The following is a 17210-nucleotide window of genomic DNA, read 5'->3' on the forward strand; positions in this document are numbered from 1 at the left end:
TGTCGTTTACTAATTGCTATTATTTGTAAAAACATTTTATTTTGTAAACTTATTGTCTAGCATATTACTATTTACAGAATAATTTTCCGGTTTCAGGAGTATATATTAATATATTCTCGTTGAGGAGCTGAAAAACTATGATGGATACACAACTAGTTTTGACTGGATTTTTAAAGCGTGCACAACGGTACTTCCCGAACAAGCAAATTATCTCTCGCACAAGCCCCACTAAAACACATCGCATCACATTCAATGACTATGTAAAAAGAACGCACCTATTGGCAGATGCCCTGACAAAGCTCGGAATGAAGCGTGGTACAAAGGTCGGCACATTTGCCTGGAATCATCACCGTCATCTGGAAGCGTATTTTGCGATTCCATGCAGCGGTGCAATTTTACACACGATTAATATCCGCCTTGCCCCTGAACATATTGTTTATATTATCAATCATGCCGAAGATGAAATTTTATTGATTGATAGCGATTTATTCCCGTTAGTCGAGCCGGCACTTGGCCACTTGAAAACGGTTAAGCATATTATCGTTATGGGCGATGAACTAAGTGCTCCACAATCCAGTTTCCCGAATGTGTACAGCTACGAACAGCTGCTTCAGGAAGCGGATGAAAATTTCGGGTTCCCGACAGATCTGGATGAAAACCTGCCAGCTGGAATGTGCTACACTTCTGCAACGACAGGGATGCCAAAGGGTGTCGTCTATACACACCGAAGCATCGTGCTTCACAGCCTGGCACTTGGTCTTGCTGAATCTTTCGCAATTAAAGAAAGCGACACTGCCCTTCCTGTTGTGCCGATGTTCCATGCAAATGCTTGGGGCTTCCCGTTTGCCGCATTGAATTTCGGCTCTAGTATCGTATTACCAGGACCAATAATGACACCAAGTTTAATACTGGATTTGGTTGAACAAGAAAAGGTAACAATTACAGCAGGTGTTCCAACTATTTGGCTTGGCGCACTCGTTGAGCAGGAAAAAAATCCCCGTGACCTTTCTTCTGTCCGTTTAATTATTTCAGGTGGGTCTGCATCACCGAAAGGATTAATTCAGGCTTACAACGAAAAACTTGGTGTTCCGTACATCAACGCCTACGGTATGACGGAAACATCACCGCTAGTAAGTATGTCGCATCTAACAAGCGATATGAACGACTATACAGAAGATGAACAGTTGAATATCCGTGTTTCTCAAGGTTTAACGGTTTCACTAATTGAAACAGAAGTTGTTAATGAAAATGGCCCGGTTCCGTGGGATGGAAAAACAATGGGTGAACTGCGTGTCCGCGGTCCATGGATTGCCTCTGAATACTATAATGATGAACGGACGAATGAAGCATTCCGTGACGGCTGGCTTTATACAGGTGATATTGCGGTCTATACAAAAGAAGGCTATATCAAACTTACCGATCGAACGAAGGACCTTATCAAATCAGGTGGAGAATGGATTTCATCTGTTGATCTGGAAAATGCCCTCATGTCACATCCGGCTGTTTTCGAGGCAGCCGTAATTGCGGTTCCGCATCCGAAGTGGCAGGAGCGCCCATTGGCATGTGTCGTTTTAAAAGAAGGTGCAACGGCGACTAAAGAAGAGCTTATTGAGTCAATCGAACTGGACTTTGCAAAATGGTGGCTTCCGGACGATGTCGTATTTTTAAATGAAATCCCAAAAACTTCAGTCGGCAAATTTTTAAAAGCAACCCTGCGAGAACAATTAAAAGACTATAAAGTTCAGATTTAATGAAAGAAAATGTGCACTGAAACGCAAATTTCAGTGCACATTTATTTATTAATCTTCTTCCTCTTCATCATCAAACTGCTGCGGATCTGAAATGCGTTCCGCTTCTTCCAGTTGTCCGCCGTCTCTTAAGTTCTCCATTTGCTTTCCGAGAATTTTCAGCTCATCCATAGTATTCGCCATGTTCCCGTTAACGATTTCTTCTCTTTTCATAACAATCCCTCCAAATTAATTTAGTATTATTTTTTTCCAATTTTGACTGATTTCTGTCATAAATAAAGTATTCATTCAAATAATTTATGCTATACTGAAAACAGAGATAATTAAAACATGAGGAGGATACTTCCATGAAATTACTTTTAATTCTTGGTGTCAGCATATCATTTTTGGTAGCTATTTTCACAGCTGGCTATGATAGCAAACCATTCCCAAAAGAAAGATAATTCCACTAGCTTTCCAGTAAAGGACAATCGTCAAGTAGCGATTGTCTTTTTCATTTGACTTTTATTATTCTATATTTTATATTAGTTACATAAAGTAAGTTGATTATAAAAAATAACCATTAAGGGAGTTCACATATTATGGCTACACATTTTCATAAAAAACCAAACCTCTACCCAGCTCATGTTCAATTAAAGGTTTCTAACTTAGTACGTTCGATTGAATACTATACAACGATTATCGGCTTTAAAGTATTACAGCAAACAGAAACGGAAGCATACTTAACAGCAGACGGACAAACAAGCTTAGTATCACTAGTCGAAGTACAAAATGCTCAGCCGCTTAAACAAGGCTTTGCAGGTTTATACCACTTAGCATTACTATTACCCTCTCGCAAGGACTTAGGAAACATCGTACAGCATTTTGTTAACATGAATATTCGTCTCGGTGCGGCAGACCATGATGTTTCAGAAGCACTTTACTTGAATGATCCGGATGGTAACGGAATCGAAATTTATATCGACCGTCATGAATCCGAATGGACTTGGAATCAGGATGAACAAGTGCATATGGTGACAGAACAGCTGAATTTCCAGCCGATTTTAGCAGCTGCAGACGGCAACTGGAACGGTTTGCCTGCTGACACTGTTATGGGCCATGTCCACTTATCCGTAGTAAATCTGGACAAATCGGAGCAGTTTTATACAAATGTATTGGATTATAATGTTGTGACTCGTTACGGTGCACAGGCATTGTTCGTATCAACAGGGAAATACCATCACCATTTCGGATTAAACACTTGGAACAGCAATAACGGCCATGCTCCAACCAATGATATGGTCGGCTTAAAATCCTTTACAGTCGTGTTAAAGGATGCAGAGTATGCTGAAGAAGTAAAACAAAGCCTGACAAATAACGGCTTCATCGTTGAAAACTTTGCAGAAGCGCCAGCTCATGGTGGTACTCAGTTATTCTCAACAGTCGATCCAAACGGTTTACGCATCGTGTTTACATTAGATGGTGAATAATCAGCAGAAACCTAAAGCAAGAGCCCGAAAACTTTTCGGGCTCTTTTTTGAAACTTTCTTTTTTATCCTACGTATACATAGATAATTACAATTAACGGAGGAATTCATTTGTCATTATTTAATAAGGTTTTAGCAAGTGTCGGGATAGGAGCTGCAAAAGTTGATACAAAATTGCACAAGTCAACTTATACATTAAATGAAAATATTTCAGGGGTTGTCGAAATCATCGGGGGCAGCACAAACCAGCAGATTGACGCAATCTATCTAACACTCCATACAAACTTTATCCGCGAAATCGATGATAAAAAGGTTAAAGATGAAGCGGTGCTGCACAAATACAAATTAAATGAGCCATTTACAATTCAGCCAAACGAAAAACATCAAATCCCATTTTCATTCGCACTGCCCCCTGTTGTTCCGGTAACGACAGGCAACTCGCGTGTATGGATACAAACGGGCTTAGATATTAAAAATGCGGTAGATCCTACAGATAGGGACTTTATCGAGATTAAGCCGACTCGTCTGGCGAATGGTGTGTTAACAGCCATTCAAAATATGGGCTTCCGGTTGCGTAAAGTGGATAATGAGCAAGCCCCTTCTTATTTGCGCCGTCAAACACCGATTGTTCAGGAATTTGAATTTACACCGACAAACAGCACATATCGCCGGTATCTAGACGAACTTGAAGTTATCTTTTTACAGCAAACACCAAACTCAACCGAAATTTTATTGCAGGTGGACCGCCGTGCGCGCGGACTTGGAGGTTTATTATCTGAAGCATTTGATATGGATGAAAGCTTCATCCGCCTCACATTATCCGAACACGACAATATCCAGGCAAAGCTTGAGCAAGTGATTAAGGCGAAGATGAAATAAGAAAAAGGCAAGAAGCATCAGGCGCTTCTTGCCTTTTTTTATTTTAACCCCGGATAGTTTTGTTGTCTTAGCACTTCGTAAATAACGATTGCCGCTGTGTTTGATAAATTCAGTGAGCGGATATGGTCACTTTGCGGAATGCGCAGACACATATCGGCACGCTCTTTTGCAAATTCCTTTGGCAAGCCTGTCGTTTCTCTTCCGAACATAAAGTATAGATCTCGCTCTGAGCTACTGAAATCATGCGTCGTAAATGGCTCATCACTATATGTCTCAATTAAGTACACATCGCCATCCTTACTGTACTCGATAAAATCCTCTAATGAATCATGGTAAACAACATTCACATGTTCCCAATAATCCAGCCCCGCACGTTTCAGCATTTTATCATCTGTTGAAAAGCCTAAAGGGCGGATTAAATGTAATGATGTATTCGTTCCAGCACAAGTGCGGGCAATGTTGCCTGTATTTGCTGGGATTTCTGGTTGATATAATACGATATGGTTTGGCACTTTACGATCCTTCTCTCTTAATGATTTAACATGGCCAGTCCTTTTTCAATTTCGGCCAGCACTTCTTCATCCTGCTCTGTTTTTCTTGCAGCCATTAAAATATCCTCTGCCCCATCCGTCCCGATTTTTCCGATTGCCCATGCAGCCGTCCCTCTCAATACAGGACGTTCATCTTTTTGCAATACTTGAACTAAGTCAGGCATTGCCGCTTCTTCTTTAAAGTGGGCAAGCGCTAAAATAGCATTGCGCTGAATCGGCTTTTTGCCGCGCCATGAGCCGGATACATGGCCAAACTTTGCTTTAAATTCCTTATTGGAAATCGATAAAAGCGGTTGAAGCAACGGTTTCGCGATTTCAGGATCCGGCGTGAATTCCTCATGAATCCAGTTGAGCTTCCCTTTATTTTTCGGACAGACCGTCTGACATGTATCACAGCCATACAGACGGTTTCCGATTTTGGCACGAAATTCATCAGGCAAAAATCCTTTCGTCTGTGTTAAAAAAGCTATGCAACGCTGTGAATTCAGCTGCCCAGGTGCAACAATCGCTCCTGTAGGACATACATCGATACATAATGTACAGTCACCGCATTCATCTTCCATCGGTGTATCTGGTGCAAACGGGATGTTTGTGATAATTTCTCCTAAATAGACGTACGAACCAAATTCAGGTGTAATAATAGAGCAATTTTTGGCGCTCCAGCCGATGCCTGCTCGTTCTGCAACCGCACGATCCACCAGTTCCCCGGTATCGACCATCGATTTCACCTTTACATTCGGTACCCGTTCTTGCAGCCAAGCTTCAATAAGCTGCAGACGTTCACGAACTGCTGTATGATAATCAATCCCCCATGAAGCACGGCAAAAGATGCCGCGACGCTCCCCTTTTTTTCCTTGTGGGGCATCTTGCATGCGTGAAGGATATGCAATGGCAATCGCAATAATACTTTCTGCTTCATCTAATAGTTTTAAAGGCTCTGTGCGCAGCTCTATATTTGCTTCTTCAAAGCCTGATTGGTATGCTAATTGTTGCTGACGACGTAGACGATTCTTCAATTCATGAAACGGAGCAGCGGTTGTAAATCCGATTTTATCAACACCAATAGATGCTGCATATTTCACTAAATCTTCTTGAAGTTGATGTACTTTCATTTCACATGCTCCTTTCAAATGATACAATAAATATAAATTTATTTCGTATTACATAATTTAGTATTTTTCCCATTAAAAACAATGTAAGAAGGTGTTCTACATGAATCTTTCCATTAATGAAGCTCTTTTTTCTGTAAATGAACAATTAAAAATTGGCCTTATCCATTATAGCAAAATTATCGTTGAAGAATCTCCTCAAATGATTAAAGGACGCACACAACTTTATCAGGAAAATCTGTATTTGGAACTACAGGAAACACCTGTGACAGAACGACCTGGCATTAAAGAGTGGCGCCAGCTTTGGAAGGCTTTCGGCGGCGATCCGAACCGATACCGTCACTCAGCGGAAAGTTTAATGCGACGTATCGCTAAGCAGCAGTATTTAGCCCCGTTCCATTCTGCTGTTGATTTAAACAACTTCTTCTCACTACAATTCGAGATCCCTGTTGGCATATATGATTTAGATGCTATTGAAGGCGACGTGAAAATCGAAGTAGGCAATGAGAAGACAGGCTATGAAGGAATCAACGGACGCTTTAATTCACTAGAGAATATCATCCATTCAAAAGATGCGCTTGGCCCATTCGGCAGCCCCTTTGTTGATTCAAAAAGAACGGCCGTAACAGAGGCTACGACAAATGCCCTGCAAATCTTTTATTTACGCCCTTCCTTAAGTGAAGAAGAAGCAACTAAACTATTGAGCAGTGCAGGAAACATGTTTACACAAGTTAGCGGTGGCGAATATGAAGTACATATTCTATCAAAGGAAAATTCAAAAGTTCAATTTTAAGGAGTGGAATGATTTGAGTATTAACCTAGCTGAGGCAGTAAAACTAAAAAGTATCATTACGAAGAGAATTCAGGAACGGACAATGCAAGTACATTCATTAACACATGTCATCATTGAAAAAGGTGAACAGCCAAAAACACCTGATTATTCTTTAGAGATGCTTGAAGCAGAGCTAAAAGAGCTTCGTTATGATTCTCGTAAGCTTGATGCTCTAATCTACCGAGCTAACATCGACAATACGGTTGTCTTTAAAGATGAGGAAATGCCTATTGTCGAAGCAATTGAACTGGCGAGCCAATTACGAGCAGAAGCCCAATTTTGTAAAAACCTTGGCTCAGAAGAAAAAGAAGCTTTTTACCATAATTCCGGTGATGCCATGCTTTACCGCGTAGCATTGTACGACCCAATGACATATCGAAATCGTGCAAATGAGCTGGAAAAAGAAGCACATCGCCTGTCCAATTTAATCAATGCGAAAAACTATCAAGTAGAAATTGAATTTGATGACAGCAATTATTTCTAAACCTGGGGCGGTGAGACTCCAAACTAGGTAATAACGAGCGATTATGCTTCGGCATTCCCAACAACTGGTGAAACCAATAACTCTTTACCGTTTACAATGTTACCTTTCACTCATAACCAACCATAGTAAAAGCTAACACAAACTATAGAGTATTTTTGCTCGCTCGTTATTAAAAGACACCTGCTCACATTTGTGAAAAGGTGTCTTTGCTTTATATATGAATTTCGTTTATTCGCCCATTTAAATCTTCCGTTAATGAACGTATTTTAACAGTGATTTGATTAAATTCCTGGGCAGTATCAAGTTGATGCTGTGCATCTGTTGCTATATTTTCTGTCTTGATTTTGTAACCTTCTACAGTCGAGGTCATCTCTGAAAGGAAGTCATTCACATTGTCTACATCCTTTTCGATCTGTGTAGCTCTATCAAATGAGTGGTTAAGCAACTCCTCTATTTTCTCAACTTTTTCTGAAATGTTTTGAAATAGAGTATTGGAGTCATGTACTTTATCTACCCCTGTTAAAACGTTCTTCTCTGTTATCTGCATTTCATTTGTTAAACTTGCAGTATCTTGACGTAATCCGGAAATAACTTTAGAAATTTGAACTGCATACTGGTTTGATAAGTCCGCCAGTTTTCTTACTTCATCTGCTACTACAGCAAACCCTTTCCCCGCTTCTCCAGCACGGGCTGCTTCAATCGCAGCATTTAAAGCAAGCAAATTCGTTTGTGCGGCAATTTCCGTAATAAGCTGCAATGTTTTTTCAATTTCAATTGATCGGTTCTCTAACTGCTTTACAACCAATTGCATTTGCTCTGCACTTTTTACGACACTGCTCATCTGTTCTACTGTATCTGACATAACGGCCATCCCATGTATCGCCTCTTCCGATGTCTCCAATGATGCTTTTTTTGAAATGGTCAAGTGATTAAGGACCGTCTGTGTACTCTCATTTACCAATTCAAGCATTGCACGGCTTTTTTCTGTATAGCCCATCTGCACATCTGCAGCTGCAGCTAATTGCTGGATTGCCAATTGAGTTTGGTGCGATGATTCTTTACTCGTTGTGGCACTCGACTCCAAAGTACTGATATTCTCCAATACTTGATGAGACATACCATTAACGTTTTTCATCATATTTTTAATAATGTCAGCGTGGTCTTTTTCTTGTTGGTACTGCTGAATCGTATGCTTGCGAACAAGGATTTGTGTGATGACGACAGCGCTTGTTAACAATAAGAAGAAGGCATGGATCAACAGTAACTTAAACGGGTACTCGGTCAAACCGCACAATAATTCCGGTACAAAGAAATAGCCTATTAAATGCTGGGAAACGAAAATCATCGTTGATACAACAACAATTTTCACACTCTCATAATAACCTAATGCTGCCACTACCAAAAATACAGAAAAGTGGTATTCAACCATTCCATGTCCGCTAGCAATGAGTGCTATGCTTCCGATTGTAGCTGATATTGCTGTGAACATCGGGATATATGTATGTGAACTGTTTTTTCTAAATAATATGTAGGATGCAATAATAAGACCAACTGATAATGAAATTAGAGAAAAGATGATCGTTGCATTCATTGGAGTTAAAGATGCTCCACGTGATTGTTCCAGCAAAGTATACGGTTCTATCCATCCAAAAACCCGATGTAAAAGAAATACGGATACAGTAATACTAATCATAATAATTGAAAATAAAATCATTACTATATTTTTGTTTTTATACATAATACAGACACCATCCCTCTATTTATATAATGATATGAAATTTATGTATATTTTCTGAAATCTCCCTATAAAAACCATATTACTATAATTTAACACAAAATCCAATTTTATTCCTATTTTTACTTTATAAAATTCATATTAAAGTCTTATCAGAAATAATAAATAGAAGTATTTTCTACCTATAAATATAAAAAAAGACAGATAACGATAATTATCTGTCTACTCTTTACTAATAATTTATTCTCTATTCTACACCCGGTAAAATTCTTAATGCCTTTTCATCTGCATCCAAAATTACGTCCACACCTAATGGAATCGCGATATTAGGGGCACAGTGGCCAATTTTAAACCCAGCTAACACAGGTTTGTTAAACGGCTTCAAATACCCTTCAATTACCTTCAATACATCCTCATAGCTGTATGTATCATCCGGCATATTAAAATCCGCTATAACAAAGCCTGCTGCAAGCTCCAGCTTTCTTGATAGGCGCAACTGGTTCATCATTAAATCAATTTGCTCAATTGTTTCCCCTATGTCTTCAAGTAGTAAAATTTTATCGCGTACATCAATTTCAAATTTCGTACCTAGCGTACTGACAATACGGTTTAAATTTCCGCCTGTCAACTCGCCGCGTACCACTCCCGGTATAACTGTTGTAAGAGGAGAAATGCTTTCCGTATACTGAATTTCAATCGGTTGGAACAGCTGCTGATACATCTTTTTAGAAAGAGTGTCCAGCTCCCCTTTTGGACTGGACATCATCGGGCCATGGAACGTCACTAAATTTGCAAACTCGTTTACTTGAGTGTGTAGAGCCGTCACATCGGAAAAGCCCCAAATAATTTTCGGATTGTCCTCGATTAATGGATAGCTTATTTTATCGATAATTCTAGAAACCCCATAGCCGCCCGTCACTAAAAAGACGGCCTTCACTTCAGGATCGACAATCATCTGGTGGAAATCTTTAATTCGCTCTTCATCAGTACCTGCCAAATAGCCTTCATAATCCTGTACCGTATTACCAAGCTTATACTTTAAACCGAGCTCATCTAATAACGCTAATTTATCACCTAATGATTCTGTCTTAAGCGGACTGCTTAAATTTACTAATCCTACAGTATCGCCTTGCTGTAATCTTGCTGGTCGTATTTTCATGTTAATGACCTCCTTTTACTTCTGTGGCTATTGTATCATAGCGTTTTATGTAAAGCGCATTGCAAATTCCATGTGGTTGTCCCTATAATAGATAAAATCATTTTTCCAATATAAGGAGATGTACAAGTATGAAATTTCCACCACAGCTACTGCTCATTTTAGCTACTTTATTATGGGGTGGTAACTTTGTAATTGGACGGGCTGTTTCCGGGGATATTCCTCCGATAACTCTTGCCTTTTTACGATGGATTGTCGCCTTTCTCGTATTTTTCCCTATCGCTTACCAACGAACGAAAAAAGAATGGCCTGCCCTGAGACAGCATTGGGGTGCAGTCATTATTTTAGCACTTACAGGAGTTGCTGCATTCAATACGCTCGTATACATCGGATTGCATTATACAACGTCCATCAATGCATCATTAATGAATTCATCGACACCGATCATTATATACATACTGAGCTTCATCTTTTTAAAAGAACGTTTAACAAAATTCCAGATGTTCGGCACGATGCTATCTTTAGTCGGCGTGCTCTTTATTATATCTGGAGGTTCGTTAAAAAGCCTCTTTTCATATTCATTCAACAAAGGGGACTTAATCGTATTAATTGCCGTAGTGTGCTGGAGTATCTATTCATTACTCATTAAAAAGTACGCTGGCAAATTGCCTGGCTACTCTACTTTTTTAGTAACAATCGCAATCGGAGCCATTATGTTACTCCCATTCGCAACATATGAACTACTGACAACATCACAGACAATCGTATGGAACACTTCGACAATCGGGGCAATTATTTATGTAGGCATCATTGCTTCAATTGTTGCCTTTTTAAGCTGGAATACCGGCGTTGTCTCATTAGGTGCAAACAAAGCAAGTATCTACCTGAACTTCATTCCCCTCTTTGCAACAATCTTTGCTGTATTGTTTTTAAATGAGCAACTCCTACTTGCTCAAGTAATCGGTGGGATCGCTATTATTGCAGGAGTCGTTATATCAGCGATGAAATAATAAAAAGGAGTGCACATTGTATGCACTCCTTTAGTTTATTTCATATCAGTATAAATAACAGTAACATCCGGATGGTTGTGAAGAGCGCTTGCAGGGAAATCTTCTGTAACTATTCTGCTGCGCAAACGATCAAAGGCCTCTTGTTTTGAAGCACTAGCAATTAATAATACAATCTTTTTAGAACTTAAAATGGTTTTAATTCCCATTGTAATGGCATGGGTCGGCACATCCTCAATTGAATCAAAATAAACTTTGTTTGCTTCACGTGTAGACTGCGCAAGTTCTATGATATGTGTACCTACATCGAAAGGAGTTCCCGGTTCATTAAAACCAATATGTCCATTCCCACCGATTCCTAAAAGCTGAATATCAATATTTCCTGCTTCTTTAATCATCGCTTCATATTCAGCTGCAGCCTTTTCTAAATTCGATTGAATGCCAGCCGGTAAATTGATATTATCACGTTTCATATCGACATGATTAAACAGATGATGATCCATATAATAATGGTAGCTCGATTCATTTGCCGGATCAATTCCAACATATTCATCCAGGTTAAAGGACTTGGCCTGAGCAAAAGAGACCTCACCTGCTTTGTAGGCTGCAACCAGTTCTTTATAAAAGCCTTCCGGAGTCCCCCCTGTAGCTAAACCAAGTACTGTTTCACTATTTTTTTTCAATTGATCTATAAAAATTGTTGCGGCAATTTTACTCATCTCATCATAGTTTGCTGCTTCAATCCATTTAAAGTTTGTTACTACATTCATTTTTTTATTTCCCTACTTCCTCACTGAAATACATATTTGTTATTGTCTAAATAATATTTACGGCTTTTTGATTTTCTAGCATTATAATGTTCATTCTATAGCAAATATTTTTAAGAAGCTAGAAAAAAACGTCATATTTTCTATATAAAGAGCATGTACTGACGCAAAATATATATAATTTTGTACCTTTCAAAACCATAAAATGAATCACTTTATTTCGCTTTAATATTTAGAAAGTTCCTTTTACAATACTTCTATTTAAAGAATAATTTACTTCAGTGATAATCAAATAATAGTATGCTGCAAATAATTCTAAGGTGAAGTAAGATGTAAATATAAGATGTAAATATTGATTCTTGATTCCATCTAAAATATTTAATTTAAAACTAAAAAACTCTTCAAAGCTTTTATGTTAGGCTTTGAAGAGTTTTATCTGTTGTATTGAACTGATACCGAGTGTGGGACTTGAACCCACACGCCTCGCGGCAACGGATTTTGAGTCCGTCGTGTCTGCCATTCCACCAACTCGGCAAATTAAGGTAAAAAAAAATCGGAATTCCGATTCAATGAAATATGGAGGCGGCAACCGGATTTGAACCGGTGATAAAGGTGTTGCAGACCTGTGCCTTACCACTTGGCTATGCCGCCATATTTGGAGCGGAAGACGAGGTTCGAACTCGCGACCCCCACCTTGGCAAGGTGGTGTTCTACCACTGAACTACTTCCGCAAATTAAAAAATGGCTGGGGTACCTGGATTCGAACCAGGGCATGACGGAATCAAAATCCGTTGCCTTACCGCTTGGCTATACCCCAATATTTAAATTAATATATAAAATGGGGCGACTGATGGGAATCGAACCCACGAATGCCTGAACCACAATCAGGTGCGTTAACCACTTCGCCACAACCGCCACTATAATATAATTTTAATACTTAAACCTAAATAAAAGATGGGGCGACTGATGGGAATCGAACCCACGAATGCCTGAACCACAATCAGGTGCGTTAACCACTTCGCCACAACCGCCACTATATTATTTTAAGTATTTTTGAGAATTTATTTGGCAGGGGCAGTAGGAATCGAACCCACACTGACGGTTTTGGAGACCGTAGTTCTACCTTTAAACTATGCCCCTATCAAAAGGATGGTGGAGGGGGACGGATTCGAACCGCCGAACCCTAAGGAGCGGATTTACAGTCCGCCGCGTTTAGCCACTTCGCTACCCCTCCAGGTAATGGTGCCGGCGAAAGGAGTCGAACCCTCGACCTACTGATTACAAGTCAGTTGCTCTACCAACTGAGCTACACCGGCAAAAAATATGGTGGGTTTGGACGGAATCGAACCGCCGACACTTAGAGCTTCAATCTAATGCTCTACCAACTGAGCTACAAACCCACAATTTAATTTTAAAAAAATGGCGGTCCCGACCGGGATCGAACCGGCGATCTCCTGCGTGACAGGCAGGCATGTTAACCGCTACACCACGGGACCAATTGGTTGCGGGGGCAGGACTTGAACCTGCGACCTTCGGGTTATGAGCCCGACGAGCTACCACTGCTCCACCCCGCGATAATATTATTTGTTTAATGGTGGAGGATGACGGGCTCGAACCGCCGACCCCCTGCTTGTAAGGCAGGTGCTCTCCCAGCTGAGCTAATCCTCCAACGCTGGATACTTTCTTATGTATCTTTTTGGTGACCCGTACGGGATTCGAACCCGTGTTACCGCCGTGAAAGGGCGGTGTCTTAACCACTTGACCAACGGGCCTCTTTATAAATAAGCCTGGCGGAGAGTAAGGGATTTGAACCCTTGATGCAGGGTTACCCGCATACACGATTTCCAATCGTGCTCCTTCGGCCACTCGGACAACTCTCCAAGATTTGATGGCTCCGAAGGCAGGACTCGAACCTGCGACCTGCCGGTTAACAGCCGGATGCTCTACCAACTGAGCTACTTCGGAATAATTCTATAACAGCCTAGCGACGTCCTACTCTCACAGGGGGAAGCCCCCAACTACCATCGGCGCTAAAGAGCTTAACTTCCGTGTTCGGTATGGGAACGGGTGTGTCCTCTTTGCCATCATCACTAGACTATTTAGAAAGACATTAATTATTATACCATACTTTTCGATTTTGTCAAGTATTTTTATAATAATTTTTCATTCTTTCAAAACTGGATAAACGTTTCATTGAGTTTGTGCAATAAAATGTGGTTAAGTCCTCGACCGATTAGTATTCGTCAGCTGCATGCGTCACCGCACTTCCACCTCGAACCTATCTACCTGATCGTCTTTCAGGGGTCTTACTTACTTGCGTAATGGGAAATCTCATCTTGAGGGGGGCTTCATGCTTAGATGCTTTCAGCACTTATCCCGTCCATACATAGCTACCCAGCGATGCCTTTGGCAAGACAACTGGTACACCAGCGGTATGTCCATCCCGGTCCTCTCGTACTAAGGACAGCTCCTCTCAAATTTCCTACGCCCACGACGGATAGGGACCGAACTGTCTCACGACGTTCTGAACCCAGCTCGCGTACCGCTTTAATGGGCGAACAGCCCAACCCTTGGGACCGACTACAGCCCCAGGATGCGATGAGCCGACATCGAGGTGCCAAACCTCCCCGTCGATGTGGACTCTTGGGGGAGATAAGCCTGTTATCCCCGGGGTAGCTTTTATCCGTTGAGCGATGGCCCTTCCATGCGGAACCACCGGATCACTAAGCCCGTCTTTCGACCCTGCTCGACTTGTAGGTCTCGCAGTCAAGCTCCCTTATGCCTTTACACTCTACGAATGATTTCCAACCATTCTGAGGGAACCTTTGGGCGCCTCCGTTACTCTTTAGGAGGCGACCGCCCCAGTCAAACTGTCCGCCTGACACTGTCTCCTACCCCGCTAAGGGGCATGGGTTAGAAGTTCAATACAACCAGGGTAGTATCCCACCGACGCCTCCTTCGAAGCTGGCGCTCCGAGATCTCTGGCTCCTACCTATCCTGTACAAGTTGTACCAAAATTCAATATCAGGCTACAGTAAAGCTCCACGGGGTCTTTCCGTCCTGTCGCGGGTAACCTGCATCTTCACAGGTACTATAATTTCACCGAGTCTCTCGTTGAGACAGTGCCCAGATCGTTACGCCTTTCGTGCGGGTCGGAACTTACCCGACAAGGAATTTCGCTACCTTAGGACCGTTATAGTTACGGCCGCCGTTTACTGGGGCTTCAATTCACAGCTTCGCTTGCGCTAACCGCTCCTCTTAACCTTCCAGCACCGGGCAGGCGTCAGCCCCTATACGTCACCTTACGGTTTTGCAGAGACCTGTGTTTTTGCTAAACAGTCGCCTGGGCCTATTCACTGCGGCTTCTCTAGGCTATGCACCCAAAGAAGCACCCCTTCTCCCGAAGTTACGGGGTCATTTTGCCGAGTTCCTTAACGAGAGTTCTCTCGCACACCTTAGGATTCTCTCCTCGACTACCTGTGTCGGTTTGCGGTACGGGCACCTCTCACCTCGATAGAGGCTTTTCTTGGCAGTGTGAAATCAGGAACTTCGCTCATACGAGCTCGTCATCACAGCTCAACGTTAAAGTATGCGGATTTGCCTACATACACGCCTTACTGCTTGAACACGCGCAACCAACGGCGTGCTTACCCTATCCTACTGCGTCCCCCCATTTCTCAAACGGTGAGGAGGTGGTACAGGAATATCAACCTGTTGTCCATCGCCTACGCCTATCGGCCTCGGCTTAGGTCCCGACTAACCCTGAGCGGACGAGCCTTCCTCAGGAAACCTTAGTCATACGGTGCATGGGATTCTCACCCATGTTTCGCTACTCATACCGGCATTCTCACTTCTAACCGCTCCACCAGTCCTTCCGGTCTGACTTCAACGCTGTTAGAACGCTCTCCTACCACGCATACTCAAAGTATGCATCCACAGCTTCGGTGAATCGTTTAGCCCCGATACATTTTCGGCGCAGCGTCACTCGACCAGTGAGCTATTACGCACTCTTTAAATGATGGCTGCTTCTAAGCCAACATCCTGGTTGTCTAAGCAACGCCACATCCTTTTCCACTTAACGATTACTTGGGGACCTTAGCTGGTGGTCTGGGCTGTTTCCCTCTTGACTACGGATCTTATCACTCGCAGTCTGACTCCCGTGTATAAATATCCGGCATTCGGAGTTTGTCTGAATTCGGTAAAGCGAGATGCCCCCCTAGTCCAAACAGTGCTCTACCTCCGGTATTCTCAATCACGAGGCTAGCCCTAAAGCTATTTCGGAGAGAACCAGCTATCTCCAGGTTCGATTGGAATTTCTCCGCTACCCACACCTCATCCCCGCACTTTTCAACGTGCGTGGGTTCGGGCCTCCAGTGAGTGTTACCTCACCTTCACCCTGGACATGGGTAGATCACCTGGTTTCGGGTCTACGACCACGTACTAATTCGCCCTATTCAGACTCGCTTTCGCTGCGGCTCCGTCTTCTCAACTTAACCTCGCACGTAATCGTAACTCGCCGGTTCATTCTACAAAAGGCACGCTATCACCCATTAACGGGCTCTAACTACTTGTAGGCACACGGTTTCAGGATCTATTTCACTCCCCTTCCGGGGTGCTTTTCACCTTTCCCTCACGGTACTGGTTCACTATCGGTCACTAGGTAGTATTTAGCCTTGGGAGATGGTCCTCCCGGATTCCGACGGAATTTCACGTGTTCCGCCGTACTCAGGATCCACTCTGGAGGGAATGAACTTTTGACTACAGGGCTTTTACCTCGTTTCGCGGACCTTTCCAAGTCGCTTCGTCTAGTTCATTCTTTTGTAACTCCGTATAGAGTGTCCTACAACCCCAAAGAGCAAGCTCTTTGGTTTGGGCTCTTCCCGTTTCGCTCGCCGCTACTCAGGGAATCGAATTTTCTTTCTGTTCCTGCAGGTACTTAGATGTTTCAGTTCTCTGCGTCTGTCTTCGACACGCTATGAATTCACGTGAAGATACTATCCGATTAAAGATAGTGGGTTCCCCCATTCGGAAATCCCCGGATCAAAGCTTACTTACAGCTCCCCGAGGCATATCGGTGTTAGTGCCGTCCTTCATCGACTCCTAGTGCCAAGGCATCCACCGTGCGCCCTTATTAACTTAACCAAAAGTTAACACTTAGATCAATTTCACCTTGGCGTAATTGCGTTCAGATTTTTTTGAGTTTACTCAAAAAGTTTCCTTTAAAAAATCTGTAACATCTGCCAGAGGCCTAACTTCATAAAATGAAGTTTAGATCCAAGATTTAAGTTTACACGTCAATTGCTTGACTTGTTTAAAAATCTATAAAATAGAAATTTGATTTATTGCTTTCAATGTCGTTTTATCCAGTTTTCAAAGAACGAGTGTTTTGAAGTATTCCATTCAATTAAGAATGAACCTTCAAAACTGAACAGCAACCGTTAATGTTTCATTCCCCAAGGGAATGATTCCGAAAAAT

Annotated in this window: 12 protein-coding genes, 16 tRNA genes and 2 rRNA genes; 6 read left to right on the forward strand and 24 right to left on the reverse strand. The window is 42.0% G+C overall.

All coding sequences use genetic code 11. The features are described from left to right. Positions 1-137 precede the first annotated feature (137 nt). The gene (locus tag MKY27_RS14945) at positions 138-1751 is read left to right on the forward strand and encodes a long-chain fatty acid--CoA ligase (protein WP_339196058.1); all 1614 of its coding nucleotides are present in this window, start codon (positions 138-140) and stop codon (positions 1749-1751) included. Positions 1752-1799: 48 nt separating this feature from the next. On the opposite strand, the gene MKY27_RS14950 is transcribed toward MKY27_RS14945, so the two are convergent. Then, positions 1800-1961, reverse strand: a complete 162-nt coding sequence (locus tag MKY27_RS14950; protein WP_339196060.1) for a multidrug ABC transporter ATPase — start codon at positions 1959-1961, stop codon at positions 1800-1802. A gap of 368 nt (positions 1962-2329) precedes the next feature. On the opposite strand from MKY27_RS14950, the gene MKY27_RS14955 reads away from it, so the two are divergent. Continuing rightward, positions 2330-3217 (forward strand): VOC family protein, encoded by an 888-nt coding sequence (locus tag MKY27_RS14955; RefSeq protein ID WP_339196062.1) that lies wholly within the window; start codon positions 2330-2332, stop codon positions 3215-3217. Between the two features lie 108 nt (positions 3218-3325). Then, positions 3326-4093, forward strand: a complete 768-nt coding sequence (locus MKY27_RS14960; RefSeq protein WP_339196063.1) for a sporulation protein — start codon at positions 3326-3328, stop codon at positions 4091-4093. 38 nt (positions 4094-4131) lie between these two features. On the opposite strand, the gene trmL is transcribed toward MKY27_RS14960, so the two are convergent. Next, the gene (gene trmL / locus MKY27_RS14965; protein WP_339196065.1) at positions 4132-4605 is read right to left on the reverse strand and encodes a tRNA (uridine(34)/cytosine(34)/5-carboxymethylaminomethyluridine(34)-2'-O)-methyltransferase TrmL; all 474 of its coding nucleotides are present in this window, start codon (positions 4603-4605) and stop codon (positions 4132-4134) included. A gap of 17 nt (positions 4606-4622) precedes the next feature. Next, a complete protein-coding gene (gene queG / locus MKY27_RS14970) occupies positions 4623-5756 on the reverse strand; it encodes a tRNA epoxyqueuosine(34) reductase QueG (protein ID WP_339196067.1) in 1134 nt (377 codons plus the stop codon). A gap of 100 nt (positions 5757-5856) precedes the next feature. Between queG and MKY27_RS14975 the strand changes: the two genes are divergently transcribed. Both MKY27_RS14975 and MKY27_RS14980 read left to right on the forward strand, forming a co-directional pair. Next, positions 5857-6546: a phenylalanine--tRNA ligase beta subunit-related protein gene (locus tag MKY27_RS14975; protein ID WP_339196068.1), complete on the forward strand. Its 690-nt coding sequence runs from the start codon at positions 5857-5859 to the stop codon at positions 6544-6546. Positions 6547-6559: 13 nt separating this feature from the next. Then, positions 6560-7069 carry a hypothetical protein gene (locus MKY27_RS14980; RefSeq protein ID WP_339196069.1) on the forward strand — a complete coding sequence of 170 codons (510 nt, stop codon included), beginning with the start codon at positions 6560-6562 and terminating at the stop codon, positions 7067-7069. A 211-nt stretch (positions 7070-7280) separates the two neighbouring features. On the opposite strand, the gene MKY27_RS14985 is transcribed toward MKY27_RS14980, so the two are convergent. Then, positions 7281-8807 (reverse strand): methyl-accepting chemotaxis protein, encoded by a 1527-nt coding sequence (locus MKY27_RS14985; RefSeq protein WP_339196071.1) that lies wholly within the window; start codon positions 8805-8807, stop codon positions 7281-7283. Between the two features lie 244 nt (positions 8808-9051). Further along, positions 9052-9963: an LD-carboxypeptidase gene (locus MKY27_RS14990; protein WP_339196073.1), complete on the reverse strand. Its 912-nt coding sequence runs from the start codon at positions 9961-9963 to the stop codon at positions 9052-9054. A gap of 128 nt (positions 9964-10091) precedes the next feature. Between MKY27_RS14990 and MKY27_RS14995 the strand changes: the two genes are divergently transcribed. Continuing rightward, entirely contained in the window at positions 10092-10970 is an 879-nt protein-coding gene (locus MKY27_RS14995) for a DMT family transporter (RefSeq protein WP_339196074.1), read from the forward strand. A gap of 35 nt (positions 10971-11005) precedes the next feature. On the opposite strand, the gene nagB is transcribed toward MKY27_RS14995, so the two are convergent. The 19 genes from nagB to MKY27_RS15090 form a co-directional block, all read right to left on the reverse strand. Beyond that, positions 11006-11737: a glucosamine-6-phosphate deaminase gene (gene nagB / locus MKY27_RS15000; protein ID WP_339196076.1), complete on the reverse strand. Its 732-nt coding sequence runs from the start codon at positions 11735-11737 to the stop codon at positions 11006-11008. A gap of 450 nt (positions 11738-12187) precedes the next feature. After that, a tRNA-Leu gene (locus MKY27_RS15005) sits at positions 12188-12268 on the reverse strand. 43 nt (positions 12269-12311) lie between these two features. After that, a tRNA-Cys gene (locus MKY27_RS15010) sits at positions 12312-12385 on the reverse strand. Between the two features lie 5 nt (positions 12386-12390). Continuing rightward, positions 12391-12465 (reverse strand) — tRNA-Gly (locus tag MKY27_RS15015). An 11-nt stretch (positions 12466-12476) separates the two neighbouring features. Continuing rightward, a tRNA-Gln gene (locus MKY27_RS15020) sits at positions 12477-12551 on the reverse strand. A 22-nt stretch (positions 12552-12573) separates the two neighbouring features. Then, positions 12574-12649, reverse strand: a tRNA-His gene (locus MKY27_RS15025). Between the two features lie 40 nt (positions 12650-12689). Further along, a tRNA-His gene (locus MKY27_RS15030) sits at positions 12690-12765 on the reverse strand. Positions 12766-12800: 35 nt separating this feature from the next. Continuing rightward, a tRNA-Trp gene (locus MKY27_RS15035) sits at positions 12801-12874 on the reverse strand. 10 nt (positions 12875-12884) lie between these two features. Further along, positions 12885-12968, reverse strand: a tRNA-Tyr gene (locus MKY27_RS15040). Between the two features lie 6 nt (positions 12969-12974). Then, positions 12975-13050: transfer RNA gene (locus tag MKY27_RS15045), tRNA-Thr, on the reverse strand. An 8-nt stretch (positions 13051-13058) separates the two neighbouring features. Continuing rightward, a tRNA-Phe gene (locus MKY27_RS15050) sits at positions 13059-13134 on the reverse strand. 20 nt (positions 13135-13154) lie between these two features. Next, positions 13155-13230: transfer RNA gene (locus tag MKY27_RS15055), tRNA-Asp, on the reverse strand. A gap of 3 nt (positions 13231-13233) precedes the next feature. After that, a tRNA-Met gene (locus MKY27_RS15060) sits at positions 13234-13308 on the reverse strand. Between the two features lie 18 nt (positions 13309-13326). After that, positions 13327-13402 (reverse strand) — tRNA-Val (locus MKY27_RS15065). A 29-nt stretch (positions 13403-13431) separates the two neighbouring features. After that, a tRNA-Glu gene (locus MKY27_RS15070) sits at positions 13432-13506 on the reverse strand. Positions 13507-13522: 16 nt separating this feature from the next. Continuing rightward, positions 13523-13614 (reverse strand) — tRNA-Ser (locus tag MKY27_RS15075). A 9-nt stretch (positions 13615-13623) separates the two neighbouring features. Beyond that, a tRNA-Asn gene (locus MKY27_RS15080) sits at positions 13624-13699 on the reverse strand. 14 nt (positions 13700-13713) lie between these two features. Further along, positions 13714-13829 (reverse strand): 5S ribosomal RNA (rrf, locus tag MKY27_RS15085). Between the two features lie 118 nt (positions 13830-13947). Then, positions 13948-16876: ribosomal RNA gene (locus tag MKY27_RS15090) — 23S ribosomal RNA — on the reverse strand. Positions 16877-17210 lie beyond the last annotated feature (334 nt).

The sequence above is a fragment of the Solibacillus sp. FSL R5-0449 genome (assembly GCF_037975215.1).
Lineage (GTDB): Bacteria > Bacillota > Bacilli > Bacillales_A > Planococcaceae > Solibacillus.